At 42.8% G+C, this 22,184-nt stretch carries 23 protein-coding genes and 1 tRNA gene; 15 read left to right on the top strand and 9 right to left on the bottom strand.

What is annotated here, in order from left to right:
- Positions 1-751 precede the first annotated feature (751 nt).
- The 5 genes from VE944_RS01880 (at position 752) to VE944_RS01860 (ending at position 6,039) form a co-directional block, all read left to right on the top strand.
- Positions 752-2,761: a DICT sensory domain-containing protein gene (locus VE944_RS01880; RefSeq protein WP_324971408.1), complete on the top strand. Its 2,010-nt coding sequence runs from the start codon at positions 752-754 to the stop codon at positions 2,759-2,761.
- A gap of 161 nt (positions 2,762-2,922) precedes the next feature.
- Positions 2,923-3,348, top strand: a complete 426-nt coding sequence (locus tag VE944_RS01875) for a photosystem I reaction center subunit II PsaD (RefSeq protein ID WP_324971405.1) — start codon at positions 2,923-2,925, stop codon at positions 3,346-3,348.
- A gap of 94 nt (positions 3,349-3,442) precedes the next feature.
- A complete protein-coding gene (gene trpE, locus VE944_RS01870) occupies positions 3,443-4,972 on the top strand; it encodes an anthranilate synthase component I (RefSeq protein ID WP_324971402.1) in 1,530 nt (509 codons plus the stop codon).
- A gap of 47 nt (positions 4,973-5,019) precedes the next feature.
- Positions 5,020-5,616, top strand: a complete 597-nt coding sequence (locus VE944_RS01865; protein ID WP_323231529.1) for a MiaE family protein — start codon at positions 5,020-5,022, stop codon at positions 5,614-5,616.
- Positions 5,617-5,634: 18 nt separating this feature from the next.
- Positions 5,635-6,039 carry a VOC family protein gene (locus VE944_RS01860; protein WP_324971398.1) on the top strand — a complete coding sequence of 135 codons (405 nt, stop codon included), beginning with the start codon at positions 5,635-5,637 and terminating at the stop codon, positions 6,037-6,039.
- Between the two features lie 221 nt (positions 6,040-6,260).
- Here VE944_RS01860 and VE944_RS01855 read toward each other — a convergent pair whose 3' ends face one another.
- Positions 6,261-6,875 carry a PEP-CTERM sorting domain-containing protein gene (locus VE944_RS01855; protein ID WP_324971394.1) on the bottom strand — a complete coding sequence of 205 codons (615 nt, stop codon included), beginning with the start codon at positions 6,873-6,875 and terminating at the stop codon, positions 6,261-6,263.
- Positions 6,876-7,468: 593 nt separating this feature from the next.
- Here VE944_RS01855 and VE944_RS01850 point away from each other — a divergent pair.
- The 4 genes from VE944_RS01850 to VE944_RS01835 all read left to right on the top strand — a co-directional run bounded on the left by VE944_RS01850 (position 7,469) and on the right by VE944_RS01835 (position 10,768).
- The gene (locus VE944_RS01850) at positions 7,469-8,779 is read left to right on the top strand and encodes an alkaline phosphatase PhoX (protein WP_324971391.1); all 1,311 of its coding nucleotides are present in this window, start codon (positions 7,469-7,471) and stop codon (positions 8,777-8,779) included.
- Between the two features lie 245 nt (positions 8,780-9,024).
- Positions 9,025-9,516: a GNAT family N-acetyltransferase gene (locus tag VE944_RS01845; RefSeq protein ID WP_324971387.1), complete on the top strand. Its 492-nt coding sequence runs from the start codon at positions 9,025-9,027 to the stop codon at positions 9,514-9,516.
- A gap of 30 nt (positions 9,517-9,546) precedes the next feature.
- The gene (locus VE944_RS01840) at positions 9,547-10,224 is read left to right on the top strand and encodes a ComF family protein (protein WP_324971384.1); all 678 of its coding nucleotides are present in this window, start codon (positions 9,547-9,549) and stop codon (positions 10,222-10,224) included.
- An 88-nt stretch (positions 10,225-10,312) separates the two neighbouring features.
- Positions 10,313-10,768, top strand: coding sequence for a PPC domain-containing protein (locus VE944_RS01835; protein WP_324971381.1), 456 nt, complete (start codon positions 10,313-10,315; stop codon positions 10,766-10,768).
- Positions 10,769-10,831: 63 nt separating this feature from the next.
- On the opposite strand, the gene cobS is transcribed toward VE944_RS01835, so the two are convergent.
- Complete coding sequence (gene cobS / locus VE944_RS01830) at positions 10,832-11,605, bottom strand: adenosylcobinamide-GDP ribazoletransferase (protein ID WP_324971376.1); 774 nt, start codon at positions 11,603-11,605, stop codon at positions 10,832-10,834.
- 373 nt (positions 11,606-11,978) lie between these two features.
- Here cobS and VE944_RS01825 point away from each other — a divergent pair, with 373 nt between their 5' ends.
- From VE944_RS01825 to psbM, 5 genes are all read left to right on the top strand, one after another.
- Positions 11,979-12,428 (top strand): hypothetical protein, encoded by a 450-nt coding sequence (locus VE944_RS01825; RefSeq protein ID WP_324971372.1) that lies wholly within the window; start codon positions 11,979-11,981, stop codon positions 12,426-12,428.
- A 260-nt stretch (positions 12,429-12,688) separates the two neighbouring features.
- Positions 12,689-13,837, top strand: a complete 1,149-nt coding sequence (tgt, locus tag VE944_RS01820; protein ID WP_324971369.1) for a tRNA guanosine(34) transglycosylase Tgt — start codon at positions 12,689-12,691, stop codon at positions 13,835-13,837.
- Between the two features lie 85 nt (positions 13,838-13,922).
- The gene (locus VE944_RS01815) at positions 13,923-14,060 is read left to right on the top strand and encodes a photosystem II reaction center protein K (RefSeq protein ID WP_006195022.1); all 138 of its coding nucleotides are present in this window, start codon (positions 13,923-13,925) and stop codon (positions 14,058-14,060) included.
- Between the two features lie 185 nt (positions 14,061-14,245).
- Positions 14,246-14,542: a 2Fe-2S iron-sulfur cluster-binding protein gene (locus VE944_RS01810; RefSeq protein WP_100901507.1), complete on the top strand. Its 297-nt coding sequence runs from the start codon at positions 14,246-14,248 to the stop codon at positions 14,540-14,542.
- A gap of 160 nt (positions 14,543-14,702) precedes the next feature.
- On the top strand, positions 14,703-14,819 hold the full coding sequence (gene psbM / locus VE944_RS01805) for a photosystem II reaction center protein PsbM (protein WP_100901506.1): 117 nt from the start codon (positions 14,703-14,705) through the stop codon (positions 14,817-14,819).
- 81 nt (positions 14,820-14,900) lie between these two features.
- On the opposite strand, the gene VE944_RS01800 is transcribed toward psbM, so the two are convergent.
- From VE944_RS01800 to psbZ, 7 genes are all read right to left on the bottom strand, one after another.
- Positions 14,901-15,752 carry a universal stress protein gene (locus VE944_RS01800; RefSeq protein ID WP_324971340.1) on the bottom strand — a complete coding sequence of 284 codons (852 nt, stop codon included), beginning with the start codon at positions 15,750-15,752 and terminating at the stop codon, positions 14,901-14,903.
- Positions 15,753-16,249: 497 nt separating this feature from the next.
- Positions 16,250-17,821, bottom strand: a complete 1,572-nt coding sequence (locus tag VE944_RS01795; protein ID WP_324971338.1) for an alkaline phosphatase D family protein — start codon at positions 17,819-17,821, stop codon at positions 16,250-16,252.
- Positions 17,822-18,120: 299 nt separating this feature from the next.
- The gene (locus VE944_RS01790) at positions 18,121-19,386 is read right to left on the bottom strand and encodes a glutamate-5-semialdehyde dehydrogenase (protein ID WP_324971336.1); all 1,266 of its coding nucleotides are present in this window, start codon (positions 19,384-19,386) and stop codon (positions 18,121-18,123) included.
- A 4-nt stretch (positions 19,387-19,390) separates the two neighbouring features.
- Complete coding sequence (locus tag VE944_RS01785) at positions 19,391-19,798, bottom strand: hypothetical protein (RefSeq protein WP_118170995.1); 408 nt, start codon at positions 19,796-19,798, stop codon at positions 19,391-19,393.
- Between the two features lie 657 nt (positions 19,799-20,455).
- A tRNA-Gly gene (locus VE944_RS01780) sits at positions 20,456-20,527 on the bottom strand.
- 150 nt (positions 20,528-20,677) lie between these two features.
- Entirely contained in the window at positions 20,678-21,256 is a 579-nt protein-coding gene (gene ribH, locus VE944_RS01775) for a 6,7-dimethyl-8-ribityllumazine synthase (RefSeq protein ID WP_324971331.1), read from the bottom strand.
- Positions 21,257-21,444: 188 nt separating this feature from the next.
- On the bottom strand, positions 21,445-21,633 hold the full coding sequence (gene psbZ / locus VE944_RS01770; RefSeq protein WP_229553098.1) for a photosystem II reaction center protein PsbZ: 189 nt from the start codon (positions 21,631-21,633) through the stop codon (positions 21,445-21,447).
- Between the two features lie 142 nt (positions 21,634-21,775).
- Here psbZ and VE944_RS01765 point away from each other — a divergent pair, with 142 nt between their 5' ends.
- A complete protein-coding gene (locus VE944_RS01765; protein WP_323231545.1) occupies positions 21,776-22,024 on the top strand; it encodes a hypothetical protein in 249 nt (82 codons plus the stop codon).
- Positions 22,025-22,184 lie beyond the last annotated feature (160 nt).

Genomic DNA, 22,184 nt, shown 5'->3' with positions numbered 1-22,184 from the left:
GTGATCTTCTGAGTAAAGATTGCTGACCCTCACAACTTTCAAAAAAAAGACGCTTTCTAAAACTTGCTTGAGCCATTGGAGCCAAAATAACACTTAACTACTGCTGACAACATAGCAGCGCTCAAACCCGTATAAGCAGATATTTATAAACTTACATTTTATAACTCTAAATTGACACTCTCCGCACTTATAGGGCGGAGATTATTTTTTTATACTATTATACGATTTTGCTTTAAAAATCTATGGTATTTGATTAGACTAATTTATGATAATTCAACGTAGGCAAATGAGCTACTTTGCCTATATGTGGACTATCAATAAAGAATCAGTATAGGACTCCTATTTGATTTTTGAACAATCAAGCTGCTTATAAGCTTGACATACAAAGCTTAAATTCTCAGTATACTGAGCAAGATTCAAGTAGGATTCCTATAGTTATTAATGAATAAAACATTTGAAAATATACAAAAATTAGTAATTTGGTACTTAGTACGGAAAAATTTTGGTTGTGCAAGCATATTTCAAACTTGGTCGAGAATGTATATTGGGCATAGTAGGTTGCCAATCAACAAATCAAGTTGTATGCACTCCTCCTAATTGGTAACAAAGTGTTGCGCCTGCTTTGGCAGAAAGTGCTTAAGCGCGTTCTTTACATATTGCAACTCTCTATTTAACTTGAGAGTCCCTTGGAATTTGTACAATGCAGCTGTGACTTTTGATCTTGTCGAGGTTGAGCGTTTAACAATAATTCATGAGCATTTCTACTTCTGTGCTGAGTGATTTGCTAAAGTCCCTAGCATACTTGCGGCCCCAGCTATATTTTAAGGCTTCACTAACGGCGCTCTCCCATGCGATGGAAGATCAAGTTTTGGCTGCGACTTTAGCACAACCCCTTGTAATTGCTAGTTTCCAACGAGAGCGATTCTACCGCCAAGAAGCTCATCGCTACCAGCGACTTGCCTTGCGGAGTAACCAAATATACGTATTAGCCGCTCCTGAAACGGATTTCGTCAACAGTTCAGAATACTACGAAAAGATCGCTTTTGAGCCAACGGATGGCTTAAGCCATGAGTGGCATTTGGTAGTGATTGCTGATAATTATGCAACTTGTCTAGTTTGCCGGGAAAGCCTAGGTTCTATTGCCAAAAACAAGCAACTACCAGAACTAAGCCCTAATTTGGATATAGACGCAGCGCGAAGATTTGAGGGAGTTTGGACATCGGAAAGGGGAGTTAGTCTCAAAGCAGCTGAATTGCTGTTAGACAGGATTTTGGTTTACAGACCAGAACTGGCAAGTAAAATTGAGAAGGCACGTCAGAGGTTTGGTATAGGAGAACCGAGAAGCCACTCTGGAGCAGAAAAGATCAATGAATATGCTTGTGACATCGATACAGATCCCTTTGTGCAGCGCTTAGTAACTTATTTGCAAGCTAGTCAGTACAAATTGCACAAAGCCTACCGTTCTATTGCTGCCCAAGCACGAAAAGAACGATTAGTCAACTCGATTAGCACAGCCATTAGGCGATCGCTCGATCCTCACGAAGTTCTCCAGGTGGCGGCACAAGAATTAGGACAACACTTAGAAGCTTGTCGCTGTCTAATTTACCGCGCTCAAGCCACAGATAGCCAAGCGATAATTGAACACGAGTTTTTGAATCCCGGTGTTTTATCGCTTCGTGGGCAAACCTGGGAGTTAGAGAACAATTCTCTATTTCGGGACATAGTGCAACAAGGCGAAGGGGTTTGTATTAGCGATACGCTGAATGACCCTCGTGTTAACAATTCCCCAGCCCTCTCCTTGATCGCCAAAAAGTTTGCTATTCGTTCTTGGCTGATGGAACCAGTATTTTATCAGGGGCGATTATTGGGCATTGTGGAGTTACACTATTGCCGAATGCCACCGCACGAGTGCCAACCTGGGGAATTGGATTTGGTAAAAGCGATCGCCACCCAAGTGGGAGCAGCTCTCATCCAAGCGGAAGCTTACGCCAACCTAGAAGAACTTAACCAGCAGCTAGAAGCCCTAGACCGCACCCGCAGTAACCTCATAGCAATCACCGGGCACGAACTGCGTACCCCCCTATCCACCATTCAAGTGTGCCTGGAAAGCCTTGCTACTGAGCCTGATATGCCTTTAGAGTTGCAGCAAATCATGCTCAACACTGCTCTTTCCGACTCAGAACGGATGCGAAAACTGGTACAAGATTTCCTCACCCTTTCCAACTTGGAAAGCGGCCGCGTGGAATGGCATCCAGAATCCCTCACTTTACAAGAGTGCATAGATTTATCACTCAGCCGCAATCGCACGCGTTCTTCAACGGAAAAGCCGCCGAAAATCAAGACTGAAATTGCCGAAAACCTACCTTTGGTGAGAGCTGACGGTGATTGGCTAGTAGAGGTACTGGCAAAACTCATGGACAATGCTTTTAAATTTACGCCACCCCAAGGAGAAATCACCATTAAAGCGATTTACAACAGCCATCAAATGGTTGAGGTGACTGTAGCAGATACTGGACGCGGCATTGAACCAAATCGTTTAGAAGTAGTTTTTGACCGCTTCTATCAAGAAGAGGGAGCGCTGCGCCGCACCACTGGCGGAACTGGACTTGGTTTAGCTATTTGCCGTCAAATTGTTAATGGCTGGGGTGGGGAAATTTGGGCAGAGTCAACAGGCAAAGACCAGGGTAGTCAGTTTCACTTCACCATCCCGATTGTTCAAAGTAGCCAAGAGGAAAAGCGGACAAAAGTCAAGAGTAAATAGGGATTGGGTAGGGGAGGCAGGGAGCAGGGGGGCAGGGGAGAATGACTAATGACCAATGACTAACGACTAATCACTAAAAACTGTTACAGTCTATGACGCGATCGCAATATGATCGTGGTTGCGGTGTTAGGATTCCCTAAAAACGTTGAGAGAATCATCTTATGGCAGAAACACTCTCTGGACAAACCCCGCTATACGGTGGCAGCACCGGTGGCTTGCTCACAAAAGCAGCATTAGAAGAAAAGTACGCTATTACTTGGACTAGCCCGAAAGAGCAAGTTTTTGAATTGCCTACAGGTGGTGCTGCTACTATGCGGCAAGGTCAAAACCTGCTGTACATAGCTCGTAAAGAATATGGAATCTTTTTGGGCGGTCAGCAACTCCGGAAACTCAAAATTACAGACTACAAAGTTTACCGGATTTTACCCAACGGAGAAACCACTTTAGTTCACCCAGCTGATGGTGTATTCCCTGAAAAGGTTAACCCAGGTCGTGACAAAGTACGTTATGTAGACCGTCGGATCGGACAAAACCCCAGTCCCTCTAAAGTTAAGTTTAGCGGTATTACTACCTACGACGCTCCGTAACTAGCTGTTAGTAGCTAATGGGTAATTAGTAATGGGTAATTGGTAAGCAAAAACCCATTACCCATTACCAATTACCAATTACTTTTAAAAAATAATGATGTTTCCGGATTTCTCCCAGTTTTGCACCCTAGCGCAACAAGGCAACTTTATCCCGGTATATCAAGAATGGGTGGCAGACCTAGATACGCCCGTATCTGCTTGGTATAAAGTCTGTGCAGGTGAACCCTATAGCTTTTTGTTGGAATCGATCGAAGGTGGGGAAAAACTGGGACGCTATAGTTTAGTAGGTTGCGATCCTCTGTGGGTTTTGGAAGCAAGGGGCGATCGCACAACCCAGAAAAACCGTGATGGTTCACAGGTGGTTTTTCCAGGCGACCCTTTTACAGCTTTAGCTGAATGTTTAGCACCTTTTCACCCAGTCAAGTTACCACAGCTACCGCCAGGAATTGGCGGTTTGTTTGGGTTTTGGGGCTATGAATTAATTCGCTGGATTGAGCCGCGTGTGCCAATTCACCCACCAGATGAGCGAAATATCCCTGATGGGTTGTGGATGCAGGTAGACCACCTATTGATTTTTGACCAGGTAAAGCGGAAAATTTGGGCGATCGCTTATGCTGATTTACGTGATCCGAAAGTAGATTTGAAAGCAGCATATCAACAAGCGTGCGATCGCGTTACCCAAATGCTTGAAAAGCTATCTCTGCCCCTATCGCCAGAAAAAACTCGATTGGAATGGAAACCGCCAGGGAGCAGGGCAGCAGAGGAGCAAGGGAGCAAAGGAGCAGAGGAGTACAATAGTAATTTCACCCGCCCTGATTTTTGTGCCAGCGTCCAAAAGGCCAAAGACTACATCAAAGCAGGCGATATCTTCCAAGTAGTAATTTCCCAGCGACTATCAACAGCATACACAGGCGACCCCTTTGCCCTTTATCGCTCCCTACGTCAGATAAATCCTTCGCCTTACATGGCTTACTTTAACTTCCAGAATTGGCAAATCATTGGTTCAAGCCCTGAAGTGATGGTGAAAGCCGAAACCGATTCAGATGGTGGAGTCATAGCAACAGTACGTCCAATTGCCGGGACACGTCCACGGGGTAAAACTACTCAAGAAGATGCAGCTTTTGCTAAGGATTTACTTGAAGATCCCAAAGAAGTTGCCGAACATGTGATGCTTGTAGATTTAGGGCGGAATGATTTGGGGCGTGTTTGTCAAAATGGTAGCGTCAAAGTTGATGAATTAATGGTAGTTGAGCGCTACTCCCATGTGATGCACATAGTCAGCAATGTTGTGGGTAAATTAGCACTTGGTAAAACAGCATGGGATTTGTTGAAAGCTAGCTTCCCAGCAGGTACGGTAAGCGGCGCACCCAAGATTCGGGCAATGGAAATTATCCACGAATTAGAGTCTAGCCGTCGGGGTGTTTATTCCGGTGTGTATGGATATTACGATTTTGAAGGACAATTAAATACTGCGATCGCAATTCGTACAATGGTAGTGCATGATAATACGGTAAGTGTGCAGGCCGGTGCAGGTTTGGTAGCTGATTCTGAGCCAGAAAAAGAATACGAAGAGACGCTGAATAAAGCTAGAGGTCTATTAGAGGCGATTCGTTGTTTGTCTTAAGTAAAAATCCAAAATCCAAAATCTAAAATCCAAAATTGATTGACTCTGTGCTTACTCAGTTACCAACTATCAACGCCCTGAAACAACCCACTAGCTCTGCTTGGGTTGAACAAGCGATCGCTAATTTAGATATCATCTTACTCGACCACTCGCACTGTGAACGCAAAGCAGCAGGCGTAGCCTTGAACATGATGTTTCGCTACCCTTCTAATACTAAAATGGTTCGGGAACTAACTGCGATCGCCCGTGAAGAACTAGAACACTTTGAGCTAGTTAACCAATGGTTAGAACGCCGGAATATTCCCCTGGCTCCCCTACCACCACCACCCTACGGCGCAGGTTTGAAAGCTCAAGTCCGCCCCAAAGAACCTGAGCGATTCCTAGATTCCTTACTAGTCACTGGTTTAATAGAAGCTCGCTCTCACGAACGCCTGGGACTATTAGCTGCTCACTGTCCAGAGCCAGAATTAGCAAAATTTTATCGTGGGCTAATGGCATCCGAAGCGCGTCACTACGGTATATATTGGGTATTAGCTGCTACTTACTTCGACAAAGAAATTGTCATGCAACGGCTTGATGAATTAGCAATTGTCGAAAGTGAGTTGCTGGCGACTTTGCACCCAGAACCTAGAATTCACAGTTAGTAGACTAACCCAACAGATATGAAGCTTCAGCTAACACACCTGAGACTGCTTGTATCCAACTACAAAGATTCTTTTCTGTTCTACCGGGATCTGCTGAAATTTGATGTCGATTGGGGCGATGAAGATAGCGGATATGCTGAGTTTAATGCCGGATATCTTAAGCTGGGCTTGTTTAAAAAAGAATTAATGGCTGAAGTAGTTCCAAGAATCGAACAGCCTTCTTATGTTGTCAATCGAGATAAAATTGCCTTGATTTTCGCAGTCGATAACGTGGATGAGGTCTATGAGCAAGTAAAAGATCAGAATGCGATCGTTGTGACTCCACCACAAGATCGCCCAGACTGGGGAATCCGCACAGCTCATTTCCGCGATCCTGATGGCAATCTCATCGAAATCTACAACAATCTGGGAATTGTCAGTTAAAAATTCGCTCTCAACAACTATCCAATATCTGAACTACAAACTTGGCTCTAACACCAAGCGTATTGGACTATCTATCTATATATAAATAGGGGACTTATAGCAAATATGTCCCCTACAAATTTTAGGCATTTTTAGCCTTTCAAATTTTTTAGTCATTAAAGCTAGAATAATGTTTAATTACAGTTCTAATCAGGCTAGCTTCAACTATTCAGGTTCGCTGTCTATGTAGATGCTGGCTTTTTCTTCAGGACTTTATTCATCAAACCAACGACCAACAGACCGAAAATTGCGCCAGGTTCAGGAATAGCAGTTGCTGTCAACTTACCTCCAAGATCCAACCTACAGTTTGGGTATGTGTCGCATACTTCTGGTGAAAGGTCATCCTTCAAGAATATTTTAGCCGTTGGCAATCCTTGATCAGGATTCAGGTAAGTATAAAAATCTAACCCTGCTACATCTCTTCCAAAGTCAATTCCCAAATCAAAACCATTGGATGTGTCAAAGTTGTCCCTTTGTAGAACAGTCTTTACAAGTGTATCAAAGTTGAAATTGAAACTACTGTCTGGTTGCGGAAAATCGTAGTTGAAATTTTGCAACAAAGTTCCTTGTGGGTCGAAGAAAGAAATGGCAAAATCAGTCAACTGATCCTTTGTGACAATACTTCCCAGGAAATTATCATCATAGCTGAACTGCCCTTTTGCTGAGTAACCTTTATCACCTAGCCAATCAAGCTCAAAAGAAGCAGCATTAGCGCTGGAAACGTTAATTAAAGTAGCTATAGAACTGAAAGCGGCAACAGCTACAGTAGCTTTGATTTGGTTACGAATGCTTTTCATTTTCTTGATAAAAGTAATAGATTCTGATGCTGTCTTCGTCTGCAAACTTTTCATCAGTATGGAACTCAATACTGATTATTCCTTAAAATATGAACTATATAAAGTAAATTTATCTACCTAAATAGTGAGATTAAACACAGCATTAATCACTGAAATTAGGTTAGAAAAATTGTATCACTCACAGTAAAAAATCTGCTGGCATCTGCTGATTGTTTTTTGTAATACAAGCTAGAATATATAATTTATACTAATAATATTACATTGTATATTTTAAGTAATTCTTTAACTTTTCTTAAACAAACAATGTTTTATTCACGCTGATTTTTATTACATTATTTCAATAATTATTTGTGCTGAATTAAAATGTTAAAACTCAACAATTCATAAAATCTATTCTTTTATTTACTTGTTTGTATATAGCCCTAAACCTTAGATAGCTGGTTTGAATGCATCAATTTGCCAAAAATTAGGAAGATTTTATATAAATTCACCTTTTATTTACTAACTCTAAATTAAATAAAGCATTACCCAAATTTAATCAAGATCACATATTTTTGCTTTAGCATTCTTTTTCAAGTAACCAAACCCTCCTCATGACATTCTCAAGACGTAAATTCTTTGCAGTAGCAGGTACAACTGCTGTCGGCACCTTGATGGTGTCTCCTCTGGAAGGTCTTCTAGCCAGACAAGCCTTTGGTCGAAAATTTGGTAAAGGATATGGGCCACTTGTACCAGATCCCAATGGTTTGTTAGACTTACCAGCCGGATTTCAATATCAAACTTTTTCTCTAACAGGTGAACTCATGAGCGATGGCAATTTAGTGCCTGGCGGTCATGATGGCATGGCGGCTTTTCCCGGCCCCAGAAACACAGTTATTTTGGTTCGCAATCACGAACTTAGCCCTGATTCAGATACACAAGTTATTGGGCCAAAACCCTACGATCCACTTTGTAAAGGTGGTACAACAAACTTAGTTGTTGGGTCTAATCGTCAGTTAATTAAACACTTTACTTCCCTAAGTGGAACCTATCGTAACTGTGCAGGTGGCTTAACTCCTTGGGGTTCATGGATTACCTGTGAAGAAAACACTTCCACTGTGGCTACAAATGACCCAAAAGATCCCGCCAATAATGTCTCAACTTCCCACGGTTATAATTTTGAAGTTCCAGCCAGTACCACTACTCCTGTGCAGCCTGAGCCTCTAATAGCTATGGGAAGATTTAACCATGAAGCTGTTGCCATAGACCCCAAAACTGGAATTGTCTATGAGACAGAAGACCGGGGAGATAGTCTCTTCTACCGTTTTATCCCAGAAGAACGTGGCAATTTAAAAGCAGGAGGAACCCTTCAAGCTTTAAAAATAAAAGATATTCCTGGAGCACAAACCTTTGCTGGTTTCCCCAAGCGCAAGCCTATGAAAGTAGAATGGGTGACCATTACTGATCCCAATCCGCCTGAAGATACTGTACGAGAAGAAGGTTTCGCAAAAGGAGCAGCTCAGTTTGCTCGTGGGGAAGGTATCTGGTACGGTAACGGTGAATTTTACTTTTGCTGCACAAGTGGTGGTGCTTTAGAGCTTGGTCAAGTCTGGCGCTATATTCCCGCTAAAGAGACAATTGAACTGTTTGTAGAGTCTACATCTGCTGCCGAACTCGAGAATCCTGATAACATAGTTATCTCACCCTATGGCGATCTCATCCTTTGTGAAGATGGAGATGACCAGCAATTCTTAGTAGGTGTTACTCCAAAGGGTGAACTCTATCAATTCGCCCGTAATGCTATCAATGAGAGTGAGTTTGCTGGTGCTTGCTTCTCACCTGATGGTAAGACTTTGTTTGTCAACATCCAAACTCCTGGTATTACTTTCGCAGTTTGGGGCCCTTGGACAAGTCATAGAGATTAATATCAAGTTGTAATATCAATCTCAGCGTAGGCGTACCCCGCCGCAGGGATCGCTACTATATCGTTCGTTGAATTGCCGTTAGTAAAGAGACAAGGGGAGGGGAAGACAATTGCCCTCCCCTTGTCTGTTAATTTATACCTTGAGAGTACCGCCTGAAGTAAACTCTGCAAGAATTGCTATTTGCTGGGTAAATTGGGATATAGAACCAGAAAAATTTTCTGTGTAAACTTGACCAGCAAATGGTAATGAAAAACTATTATCAAGATTTTATAATTCGTGATTGGGTGCAAAGCGATCGCACCAGAGCCGCCCAAGTCATCAGTTATGTATTATCAGAATACGGTCTGGGTTGGGAACCAAAGGGCGCTGACCGAGATGTGCTGCGAGTAGAGGAATATTATTTAGCTACTGGGGGAGAGTTTTGGGTAATTGAACACCAAAGCCAGCTAGTGGGTACTGGAGCATACTACCCCATACACCGAGGCAAAAAAGCTGTAGAAATCCGCAAAATGTATCTTTTGCCCAGCATTAGGGGTTTAGGATTAGGGAAATATTTGTTACAACAGCTAGAAGCAGCGATCGCAGAGCGTGGTTTTGAGCAAATTTGGATTGAAACTGCCAGCGTTTTGGTGGAAGCAGTCAAGCTGTATGAAAGCAACGGCTACACTCCAGCAACTGGAGTAGAAACAACAAGGTGCGATCGCGTGTATTTTAAGTCATTGGTCAAAGACAAATGACTAATGACTAATGACAAAGGACTATTCTAAATGCACACTTGGATTAAAAATCTTACAGGCTTACTCGATCTTTTTCTCCAATCCCATTGCCCTCTGTGCCAACGTGCAACCTCGCAAGAATTCTGTCAAAATTGCACCAGACAACTGCAAAAATGTCAACGTAAAGACCCAATTTCTCTATGGCAAGAGCCAATACCAGTATTTGGCTGGGGGGAGTATGGTGGCCCAGTGAAACGAGCGATCGCGGCGATGAAATACGAAAATCAACCCCAAATAGCTCGTCCTTTAGGTCACTGGTTAGGAGAAGCATGGTTATTAAATTCACCAAGCCGAGATAGCCAACCTGTAGTAGTTCCCATCCCACTCCACCCTAGCAAGCAAAAGCAACGTAAATACAATCAAGCCGCACTTATAGCCCAAAGCTTCTGCGAAATAACTGGCTTAAAATTGAAACTAAACGGTTTAGCAAGAGTGCGAGAAACTGAAGCGCAATTTGGTTTATCAGTATCTAAACGAGAAAAAAACTTGGTTAACGCTTTTGCTGTTGGCCAAGAATTTCGCCATCGTCCCCCAAATGTCCCAGTGCTGTTAGTGGACGATATTTATACTACTGGTGCTACTACTAGGTCTGCTGTGGAAACACTTCGTCAGTATGGAATTGTGGTCTTAGGATTAGTAGCAGTAGCCACTGCCGTCAAAGATGGATAAATTAAGAATTAATGGGCAGGCTTTAGCAGATTAAGTACATAAATTGACCGAATTACCCTATTTCTGTAGAAAAAATTACTTGAAATGTATGAATAAAGTTTTTGGGGCAGGTTTAAAACAACTCATCATTATTCCTGCTACATTGCTGGCAATAGGCATAAGTACAAGTGCAGCTTTTGCTCAAAGTAAGTTGTATAGTCCAATACCTTTATCTAACAGTACTGAATTTTCCGATAACCTCTCAAACAAAGACATTCCCACAGGTCAAGGTGGGTTTGCCCGTGATTACACTGTGAAGTTACAGAAGGGCGATAATTTAGCAGTTGATTTGTCATCCGAAAACTTTGACAGCATCATCACCCTCCTAGCACCTGATGGATCGACTTTGGCAGAAAATGATGATGGCCCTGATGGTAGTAGCAATTCCCTATTATTTACTCGCATCGTAGAGACAGGAAATTATGTGATTCGTGTTCGGTCTTTTGGGGAAACTGGGATTGGGGCTTTTAAACTCAAGGTGACAAAGCTGCAACCGATTAAATGAATTAGTCATTAGTCATTAGTCATTAGTCATTGGGCATTAATTATTCTCTCTTGCTCCCTGATATTAAAAAACGGTCAGTACACAGAGAAATAAGGCTTCAGTCCATTCAACGACTGCGCCGTAGGTATCTCCTGTGTGTCCGCCTAATTTCTGGTTGAACCATGCACCAGTTAAAGTGGCGATCGCACTTCCAGCAATTATCATTGCCAGTGCGAGAAATAGTTGTTGTTTATCTATCAACCAAACTAAACCACTCAAACCAAGCAGCAACAACAATCCTGGTAGTAAATCTTTGTAAGAACGAATGGCTTGTTTGTGAAGCGCACCTTTACCAGTTGGTTTCAGGTAAGGATATTGCGCGATCGCTACCTGTTGCCCCCAACGTCCCCAGCCACAAGCAGCCATCAGCAACAACCAACGGTTTTCTGGCATATCCGTCAAAGCTGCTATTTTCAGTATTACCAAGGCGATCGCAGCCATTGCCCCAAATGCACCTGTGGCACTATCTGCCATGACTTCCAATCGCCGATTTGGGTCGCCTACTGCCAAACCATCGGCAGTATCCATTGCCCCATCTAAGTGCAGTCCTCCAGTTATGGCAATCCAAACGCTGACTACTAAAGCACTACGAGTTAACACTGGCATACCCAGATAATCCATCCCCGTATCCAGTAACCCTAAAATTCCCCCAATCATTAACCCTACAACCGAAGCAAGACGTGCCACTCCCCCAAAGTCTAATCCGTCCAAATACGGTACTGGAATACTTGTATAAAATATAATACTAGCTGCCAGCTTTAACAGCAGCTTTTTCCACCACTGTTGCTGTTTCGTCATCTTAGTAAGATTAGTATATGGTTAATTGCTGGATAATAGACTTGGGTTCAGTAGAACCACCATGAGCATACTTTAAAAATTTAGATAAGATTTACTTCTATTAGAGATTCTTCTTGAAAATTTTGTTATGCTGTTCTAAGTGGTAACAAATAATTAAAGGACTTTTTATACAAAAAACGAATTATTCAGGAAATTAAAATTCCATCAAGGAGCAAAATTTGTGTTTTGTATTCGTTAACTAAAAACTTACTCAAAATTATTTAGACGACTGCCCCACAAATTGATATTTTTTAAATGTAGGAAGTAAACAAGCTATTCAATTATGACAGTTTAGCTATGTTGTCGCTCTCCTTAGCTCAATCGCTATTTTCCTATGAGTCACCATCTACCCGACACCAGGTTACCAGCTCCGTGCATTATTAACACGGGCATTATTGTGAATAAGCTCGACATCCGGCGATTGCTGACAGACTTAGGTCGAGTCCACTACATCTACACCCAAGAAGATAAGGTACTGAGCGAGGGTGAAGGGGATGTGATGGAAGTTTTCGCCAATCCGCAAAGGTCTACCTTAGTGGCTAACCACGCGCTATATCTGAATGTTTGTAGTTTTGATTACTTGGAACTCAAACAGTCGTCGCAACAAGAAACCTATTTTGATTTGATGCAAGAAGGAGTGTGTCTGCGGTTGATTCCCCGCTCAACCCCCCTACAAGAGCGACGAGAGCGAACCTTCAATGTCAGCGCCATAGAAGCGATGATGGAGCAAGTCCTCTCAGCCAGGTGGGATGCAGAAATTGACGATGATTCTGATTCTTTCTAAATAACAATTAGTACAGTATATACTCGTAAAGTTGGTAACTAGGTTAGTAGTAAACGCTTAAGTGTTCACGAAAACTCAATTGCCAGTTCTTATGTTTGTCCATAATTTAGCCAAATAATATTAATCTTGCCCTAATACCATTTGGTTTTATGGCTGCTAGTTATGGATTTGTGAAACTCTTTACCAATTAGCATTTCCCAATCCAAAATCTAAGTTGCGCTGAAAGCGCACCAAAGGTGCGACCTAAAATCCAAAATGGCATGAGTGCGAATTTTTCCTTTGAATGTCTTGCTTGTTGTAGTCAAACCAAAGCTAGAGCAGGAGTGTTTTTCACTCCTCACGGCGTCGTAGAAACCCCCAGATTTATGCCAGTGGGAACCCTGGCGAATGTGAAAACCATCACCCCAGCCCAGCTACGAGATACTGGGGCGCAAATGATTTTATCTAATACTTATCATCTTCACCTACAACCAGGGGAAGCGATCGTGGCTGGGGGTGGTGGGTTGCACAAATTTATGGGTTGGAATGGCCCAATGCTCACAGATTCGGGTGGGTTTCAAGTCTTCAGCTTAAGCGAGATGCGGAAAATTACTGAAGAAGGCGTTACTTTCCGCTCACCCCATGATGGACGAATTATTAACTTGACACCAGAGCTATCCATTGAGATTCAAAATACTTTGGGGGCCGATGTGATTATGGCCTTTGATGAGTGTCCGCCTTACCCAGCGACTCGCCAAGAGGTTGAAACTGCAACTGAGCGCACTTATCGCTGGTTAGAGCGCTGCATAACGGCTCATCAACGTAGTGATCAGGCGTTGTTTGGCATTGTGCAAGGGGGCGTATATTTGGATTTGCGTTGTCGTGCGGCTGAAGCTTTGGCTAAGTTGGATTTGCCCGGATATGCCATTGGTGGCGTGAGTGTGGGAGAACCGCCTGAAATGATGGCTGAGATTGTGAAAGTGACAGCACCGCTTCTACCGCCTGAAAAACCACGTTATTTGATGGGTGTGGGTACTTATCGGGAAATGGCGATCGCGATCGCATCTGGTATAGATTTATTTGATTGCGTCATTCCCACCCGTTGGGCGAGACATGGGACAGCAATAGTACAGGGCGGACGCTGGAATTTAAAAAATGCTAAGTTTCGTGAAGATTTTACGCCATTAGATGAAACTTGTCCTTGCTACACTTGTCAAAATTTTAGCCGGGCTTACATATCTCATTTAGTGCGATCGCAAGAAATTTTGGCTTATACATTGTTAAGCATTCACAACATTACCGAACTAATTCGCTTTACACAGCATATTAGAGAAGCAATATTAAGCGATCGCTTTGTCACAGAATTTGGTCACTGGCTAAACTCATCTGAATCAGCACCAGATGAAGAGGAAATTGCAAATGACAAATAACTATTGACCAATGACCAAGACTCAAACCATGTTAAGATATTTCTCAATTATGAACGCTGTGTTGGATAGTTGGATTTAAACAAACATGGAAGCAGCACTTTTATTAGCAAAACTGCCTGAAGCATACCAAATCTTTGATCCTTTGGTGGACGTTCTCCCAGTCATCCCCGTATTCTTCTTGTTGCTTGCTTTCGTTTGGCAAGCAGCCGTGGGATTTAGGTAAATTAATCTATTTTCCAATTTATAGGACAGGTACTGTACCTGTTCTATTTTTTTGTGGCGCTATATTTGATGAAGTTAATATTTATTAATATTTTGTAATGATTTAATATAATAAATAAGATGTGAATCAAGCCATGTCAATATGAAGCCTTGAAAGCCAAGCTTAGAGTCAAAGAGAAATCACTTATGGGTAATATCAAATTCGTTAAAGAGAATAAAGAAGTAGTGGCGGCAGATGGTGCAAATCTCCGGCTCAAAGCGATGCAAAATGACATTGATATATATAAATTCATTGGCAAGATGACCAATTGCGGTGGTAGTGGTCAATGTGGTACTTGCATTGTCGAGATAGTCGAAGGACTAGAAAATCTTTCCCCCCGCACAGATGTAGAAAATCGCAAATTCAAAAAAAAGCCGGAAAATTACCGCCTTGCCTGTCAAACTTTAGTGAATGGCTCAGTCAGTGTAGTCACCAAGCCTTAAGTTCTCAAATCTGCCACTGCTTGAATTTGTATCCACTCAGTAGTCAGAATACTTACCAAAATTAAGTTTCCTGATTTTGAATTTTGAATTGGTATAACTGTGTCGTCGATGATGCTATCCTAATCTTGTTGACTGGAAATTTAAGAGAGGTTTTCTTGCCATGCAAGTTAATGACCTGGGGTTTGTAGCGAGCATTTTGTTCGTACTAGTCCCCACTGTGTTTTTACTAATTCTGTACATCCAAACTGCTAGCCGCGAAGGTGGAAAAGATAATTAAGAGTTTGTGTATCAAATAAAGAACCCCTGCACCAGTAGTGTAGGGGTTTTTATTTTATCAACCACTAACTCTATTTTGACTTTAAGCGATCGTCCGCGCCAACAATACCGGACAAGCGGCATTGACTCGAACATAGTCAGACAAGGAAGATCCGATGAGTCGGTCTATATCAACAAAACTCTTGGCGATGGATGGACGACGATCTGGAGAACCGAGCAATAATAAGTCTATATTTAACTCCTCTGCCAACCGACAAATTTCTTCACCAGGTTTACCACTGCTGATATAAGAACGAGATTGGATGCCCTGTTTTTGAGCTTCTGCAACTGCGGCTGCTAAAACCGGATTTTTGTTTGAACTAACTTCAGTTATTTCCGATTTTTTCCCGCCTAAATCTGTGGCAACATTTGCCAAAATTAACTCGCTGCCCTGAATATCGCGCAGTAAAAACAGTGCCAATTTCAAACAGTTTTTTGCGGAATCAGAGTTGTCTATGGCCACCATAATGCGCTTAATTCTTTTGACATAAATATCATCTTTTACCAGCAACATGGGGCGAGAAGATAACTGGAAAACATACTGACTGACTGAGTTCGATAAAATGGATTGCAGCCGCTTAAGTCCGCGTGAACCCATAATAATCAAGTCAGCGTCGATTTCATCAGCTACTTGGCAAACAACATCTTTCGGGTCACCTTCGCGCAAAATTGAAGAAACCTGGCTAGGATCTAAGTTCAAAGTTTGAATGGCATTAGCTAAAATTTTACCGCCATTTTCCCATTTAGCTGTCATGGTAGCAGCAGTATTTTGTGCCTGAACAACATGCAAAATTGTCACTTTTGCAGATTGAATTGAAGGAATTTCTCTCAGGGTTTTGAGCATTTCTTCTGCATGTCCCAATCCCGATACAGCCAGCAAAATTTTTTCTATCATTTTACGTGATTGTTGTTAAGTTTACTTTAGTTGTCGCTGTTATTACTTGGCTAAGGTCAGATTTTTACTACCTTGCTCAACAACCTAGTTAGTAACTTGGCACAAATAAACTTTCTTTTTTAGTATTTAACACTCAAACAAATGACAAAGTACAAAAAGCTCAACAAATGTTTAAGTTCATTTGCACCTATTTACTTAAAATGATCAACTAGACTGCAATTGTTAAGCATAGTCTTAATTTAGCTTGGATAACCTAACCAATTATGATGTTAGTTATCATTTTTTATCTATAGTTAAGTATTGCAAAGAAATACCAGAATAACTCTTCAAAAAGAGTTTTTTACTGTAAGTCGATACGCTTGGGTTAAAGAAACTTATTTGTTGAGGTACTATAAAAACCTCTCCCTGGTTTTACTATGTAAAACCGTCCCTCTCCGAGTCTGAGAGGGAAAGGCTTGAACTTTAGTTTAACTTAGGGAGGGTTTATCGAACTTCCCTTAAGTTAGATGCGCTCCTGGTTGTCCGTTTTGGACTACAAAGGAAGCTAGGGTTTTGACAGAGGCATTCAAATCAATGATGCTTGATACAACACGGTAGTCACTTTGCCAGCGTTGTGGGGTAAGCTTGCAGCGCACGTATCCCCGGTAAGCACCATCAAAGAACCTAGTATGGGGATTGTTGGGTAGGGCAGCTTGAACTGGTGCGATGAATTGGGTAGGAAAGTCAGAGGTAATTGAGGTTCCTACGAACTCAGTGCCTACCGTCGGTGAGTTTGGGTTATTAAAATCAAGCTTCAAGTCATGTACCCAACTAGAATGGATGTCTCCGGTAATCACCACTGGATTAGAAGGTTGACGCTGGTTTAGAAAACTCAAGAGCCGATTACGTTCAGCCACGTAGCCGTCCCACTGATCCATATTGAAGACACCTGCACCTGGACTACTATTAAAATTGTACTCGGCTAGCATCGTCTGTTGAGCAATCACATTCCAGCGCGATCGCGACTGATCTAACCCTTTTCGTAGCCATTGCTCTTGCTCTGAGCCGGTCATGGTAGCATTTGTATCAAAAGCTTCGGGACAGCGAGGCTTAAGTTCGTCATTACAAGGTTGGTTAGTGCGGTACTGCCTGGTGTCTAGGACATTGAACTCAGCTAAATTACCGAAAGTGAACCGTCGATAAAGCAGCATATCTGGGCCGTTGGGCAATGAAAACCGACGTAGAGGCATGTGTTCGTAGTAAGCCTGGTACGCATTAGCTCGCCGTTTTCTGAAAGCCTCTTGGGTTTGATTATCTTCGGGGATTAAGTTGGCGTAGTTGTTGTCAACTTCATGATCATCCCAAGTGACAATCCAGGGAAAAGCAGCATGAGCAGCTTGAAGATTCAAATCAGTTTTGTACAGGGCGTGGCGATCGCGATAGTCTGCAAGAGTGATAATTTCTGGACTATTATGCTGGCGGGGGCCACCGGATTGTGGCCCGTATTCGTAAATATAATCACCCAGATGAACCACAAGGTCGAGGTTTTCATCAGCCAAATGCCGATAAGCCGTATAGTAGCCATTTTGCCAGTCTTGACAAGAGACAAAAGCAAAGTTCAGTTGTGACATAGAGCCATAAAATGCTGGTGCTGTGCGAGTCCGTCCAATGGGACTAACTTCCTTACCCGCTTCAAATTGATACCAGTACCAACGGTCAGGGTCTAGTCCACGGACATCAATGTGAACTGAGTGTGCTAACTCTGGTGTCGCCAGCACTGTTCCTCGCCGCACAACCTGTTTCATGTTTTCATCAAGGGCAACTTGCCACCGCACTGGAACATTTACCTGTGGCATTCCACCTCCAGAGAGTGGATTTGGAGCCAGTCGTGTCCAGATAACAACACCATCCGGCAAAGGATCGCCAGAGGCAACACCAAGACTGAACGGATAATCAGAAAACCTTGAATTAGCCAATACCGGATGCCATTGGCTAGCTATTGTTAACCCGGTTAAGAATCCTGCACCCAGCAAAAAACTCCGCCGTCTGCAACGATTTGCTAGCAGGCGCGTACCATCCATAAGTTCCATATTCACCCCTACCTAGATGTAAGTACAGTTGGCATTCAGGAGGGTCACTTGTGAAAAGCACAAACAGTAGCTTGATTTGACTTGTCTCCTAATTGCTGCTCAACCAAACACAAGGAGCCTAGCAACCCAAAATCAAGCAGTAATTAAGATTTTGTTAAGTTTAAAATTTTGATTGAGGCATGTAGCATTAGGCATTGAGAGAATTTTGTGGGGGATTTAGACCCCAACTGAAACAGAACTGCCGCTACAGCACTCTTGTCAAACCCTCTTCTAATTACGAATTACGAATTACGAATTATTTAAAACCTGCCATTTCCCTGAACAATGTGCTTAACGGTGGTCAAGGTTTCCAGGCTGATAAATCCCCGGCGATGACCTTTTTGGTTAGACATGCCAAGAAACACTGAATCTCCCCGTGAGGGGTTGCGGGAAAAACGCGGGGAAGTATTGATGTAGGTAGATGCACTGGTAACTCCTAAAGCAAACTGCCGACTTTCCTGATAGGATTCAGTAACGATAGAGTCGGCATGACCACTGCTGTATTCATTAATCCAGGCGATCGCAGCTTCTAAGCTATCCACCAATTTAAAAGCTACTGTCCTAGTTAAATAAGGGTTTCCCCATTCGCCTTCCTTCACCAACTGCAACTGGGGAAAGGCTTCTACTAGTTCTGCATCCCCTTTAATTTCAAAGCCTTTTTCCATCAAGCTGTTCCACAGAACGGCTAAAGATGATGGCAAGGCTTGGCGATGAATAAGTACTTTTTCAATGGCATTAACTTGGTCTGGTTCGCTTTGATGGCTATTAAGAATCATCAAGCGCACCATTTCTAAACTGGAATTTAGCGACCAGTAGAGATAACAGTTACCCATCGCTGACTTTAAGACCGGGCAAGTTGACTGTCGTACTACCTGCTGTATCAAACTAGAACGTCCGTAGGGAATCACTAGATTCACGTACTGGTCTTGGGTGACTAAATCCCGAACCGAAGCACCATGTTCTGCTGTGATCAGTTCTATACAGCCCGGAGGTAGGCCAACCTGAGCGATCGCACTTTGCAGTATCTCAGCGATGACCGCGTTAGAATGGCTAGCTTCAGTACTGCCTTTGAGAATTATACTATTGCCAGTTTTGATACAAAAACCTGCTGCGATCGCTCCTAAATCTGGGAACGCTTCATAAATAAATCCAATCACTCCCAAGGGCATTAACTGGGTATAACTCTGGGAATCTTCGAGTTGATAATCAGCCGTTCTGACGCGCCGCAGTGGATCTGATAATTCCCCCAACCGTTGCAAAATGTCCACGGTCATCTCTAACCTTGTGGGAGTCAGCTTCAGCCAGTCTATTATCAACTCAGGCACTGCCATTTCCCGACTGGCTTCTAAATCCAAGGTATTGGCTTCTAGAATGTCGTCAAATGAACGCTCAAGCGCTTGTGCCATTGCCAATACTGCACGACTCCGGTCTGCTCCCTTTGTGATCCCCAACTTTAGGGAAGCATGATAGGCGCGTTGGGCACTAGTAATTGGTTCGGGGTAATCATCCAAAACTTCAACAGTCATTGAGTTAACGTCTGTAGGTAAGCCAGACCATTAGCGCTGGCAGAATAGCCAATAGCACCGCCACCATTGCCCAAGCAACAATGCTGGAACTATTTGCCAATCGCAGTGCTAATGGCAGCCATATAATCACTAGCACGAAAATAATGCCAAGTGCTATAGGCAGATAGCTTTCTCCCAAGCGCGGATGGACAACATGCCAACTATTTCCCATCCAACGCCAAGCCCGTTTGTAGGGATAGGTGGTAGAAAGCTGTTCTAGGACATGACCATTATCTTCTACTACAAAGATTTGCTGACAGCGATCGCAACCAAATGCTTCTGTCAACGTAATCGGAATTAACTGACCCCGGCGACGACAGGGACAGGGGTATTCAGCATTGAAATCTATTTTTTCGGGTTTTTGAGATTGCACAAGCGTTCTAGTAACTTGAGCGTGTTTTACACGAACTGTGAGAATATGATTCCTTGGTAAATGCCTGATAAGGCTTCTCTTTTTATGAAAATAAACAGACGATGTTTAAATCGCCATCATTGCAAACAGTAGATGCAGCAGGCTCTAAATATCTTAATTGCCATATCAGTACGAGGTTCTCTGTTTGTAATCTTTCCCGATAGCTGGCAATCTTATGTAAAAATTTCCTTCTCTTCATTTGTCGCTTTAAAGTGTGGTTGCGTTTTTGGGCATTTATTGTGGTGACACACAAAGATTGTAGCCAAGCTAATCTATATCTACACCAGTCTAAAGCTGGGTTTTATATTTCTTAGCAAGTGGGTAACGCTTCTTTTTGTGGGCAATATTCAAATTGAGACAGTAGACGATTTGTTTGCTCGATTTGCCCACATTAGGAGTGATTCACAAGAGTTTAGTGCCAATTGCCGAAGACTTCAACAGTTATCAATTATCAGTTAATTTGTCCGTTGGGAGTCAGAGTCCCCCACAAATATAAGTGGCGTGCTTCAGTCGGGATCAAATCTCCGACTACTTCCAATGATTAACTGTTCACTGATTTAATGCACCCTAAAAACACTAAACCTCTTGGAGTTAAAAACTGCAAGAGGTTTAGTTGGAAGCGGGTGACGCGATTCGAACGCGCGACATTCACCTTGGCAAGGTGACGCTCTACCACTGAGCCACACCCGCAATCAATTGCCATATATCAATATCTCAGATTTATCCCTAATTGTCAACCCCTTAATTTAGTCATTGGTCATTAGTTTAGTAGAGACGCGATTAATCGCGTCTGTACAATGGTCATTAGTGAATAACAAAGGACAAATGACTAATGACGCCCTAGCTGAGTTCTTCTGATTCCGCAGTTAAATTGCCAATACTGGCACTTTGCAAAGAGGCTGGCAAAGACTGGCTATTACGAGAATATGGCTCTGCCAAGTTAGAACGCAGTTGCCGCATAAGACTTGCCATTTCTAGGGCATTCAGGGCATAATCCCAGCCATGATTACCTTTGATGCCTGCGCGTTCTAAGGCTTGTTGCATAGTGTCTACTGTCAAAATGCCAAAAATTACTGGCACTCCAGTTTGAAAGCTAGCGGCAGCAATGCCTTTAGAAACTTCGGCGGATACATAATCAAAATGGGGTGTTTGTCCTCGAATAACTGCACCTAGACAAATTACAGCATCATAACGATGCGAAAGTGCTAGTTGGCGAGCTACTAAAGGTACCTCAAAACTTCCTGGAACCCAAACATAGTCTACCTGATTACCTTGGGGGTTAGGATCTACACCGTGGCGTTTCAAGCAATCTTGACATCCCTCTAGCAGCTTTCCGGTAACTAGGTCATTAAATCGACCAATCACCACTGCAAACCGCAAAGGCTCCGTTTGGGTAAAAGTTCCCTCGAAAACTGCCATGACTGCCTCTTAATCAACTATAGTTCTGGTCAATATACATTTCTTATTTAAATGTAGAGGAGCAGGAAAGCACGGTTAAAAAAAGGAAATCGGAAAAAATCTTTCCTTTTCTCCTTTGGTCTTTGACCTTAGCTTTTCTGCTCCCCTAGTTCTTATATTATGTGCCTGCGCCAGAGTGAAGCCGTTGCCTACACGACAAAAAAGTTTAACAAACCAACTAAAAACACCAAACCAAACCAGGCGGCGGAACCAACCCAGAGCAGTTTTTTAGATTCAACCCAATTTTGGGGAGTGGCGTAAGCTACGGGAACGCCAACAACCAGGACAAAAGACAATAGAACTAGGCTTATCAAAGCGAATTGGAATATTATGGTCATTTTTGTTTCTCCCAATACAGCGAAATAGTGATATGTCTTACAGTGACATACTCCCACGCTGACAGCAAGCTGTACAGTGCAGGCTTCTCAACCAATCCGGCTATTGCTTAGGAGGCGTTGAGCTTTGTTTTAAGTCCACGGAATGCCCTACCGCAGACTACAAGTTCTTACCTTGTACCCTACAAATTTTACTATCCTGGATGATGTGCTGGCTTATTCGCGCTATTGGACAAACCAATCGGTAATTTGTATTAATCAAGATGTGCCGACTTCTTTTCATGCTGTGCAACGGAGTCGCTTACCAATAGTCGCTATGCTACTGGACAGAGGCTTATCAGACACCAATGTGGGTGAAGCAAACCACAAGTATTTTACCAGAAAAAAGTCTTAATACTATGGATTTAATTCTTTGCCACACAACAGCAGATTTTGACGCACTAGGGGCTGCGGTAGGGTTAACACGCCTACTACCGGGAAGTAAGATTGTGCTGAGTGGCGGTTCTCACCCTCCTGTAAGGGATTTTTTAGCATTGCATCGGGATGAATATCCC

Origin of the sequence: Nostoc sp. (genome assembly GCF_035638895.1) — a bacterium.
GTDB lineage: Bacteria > Cyanobacteriota > Cyanobacteriia > Cyanobacteriales > Nostocaceae > Nostoc.
The sequence above is the reverse complement of the archived record's forward strand: the minus strand, read 5'-3'. Positions and strand labels throughout refer to the sequence as shown.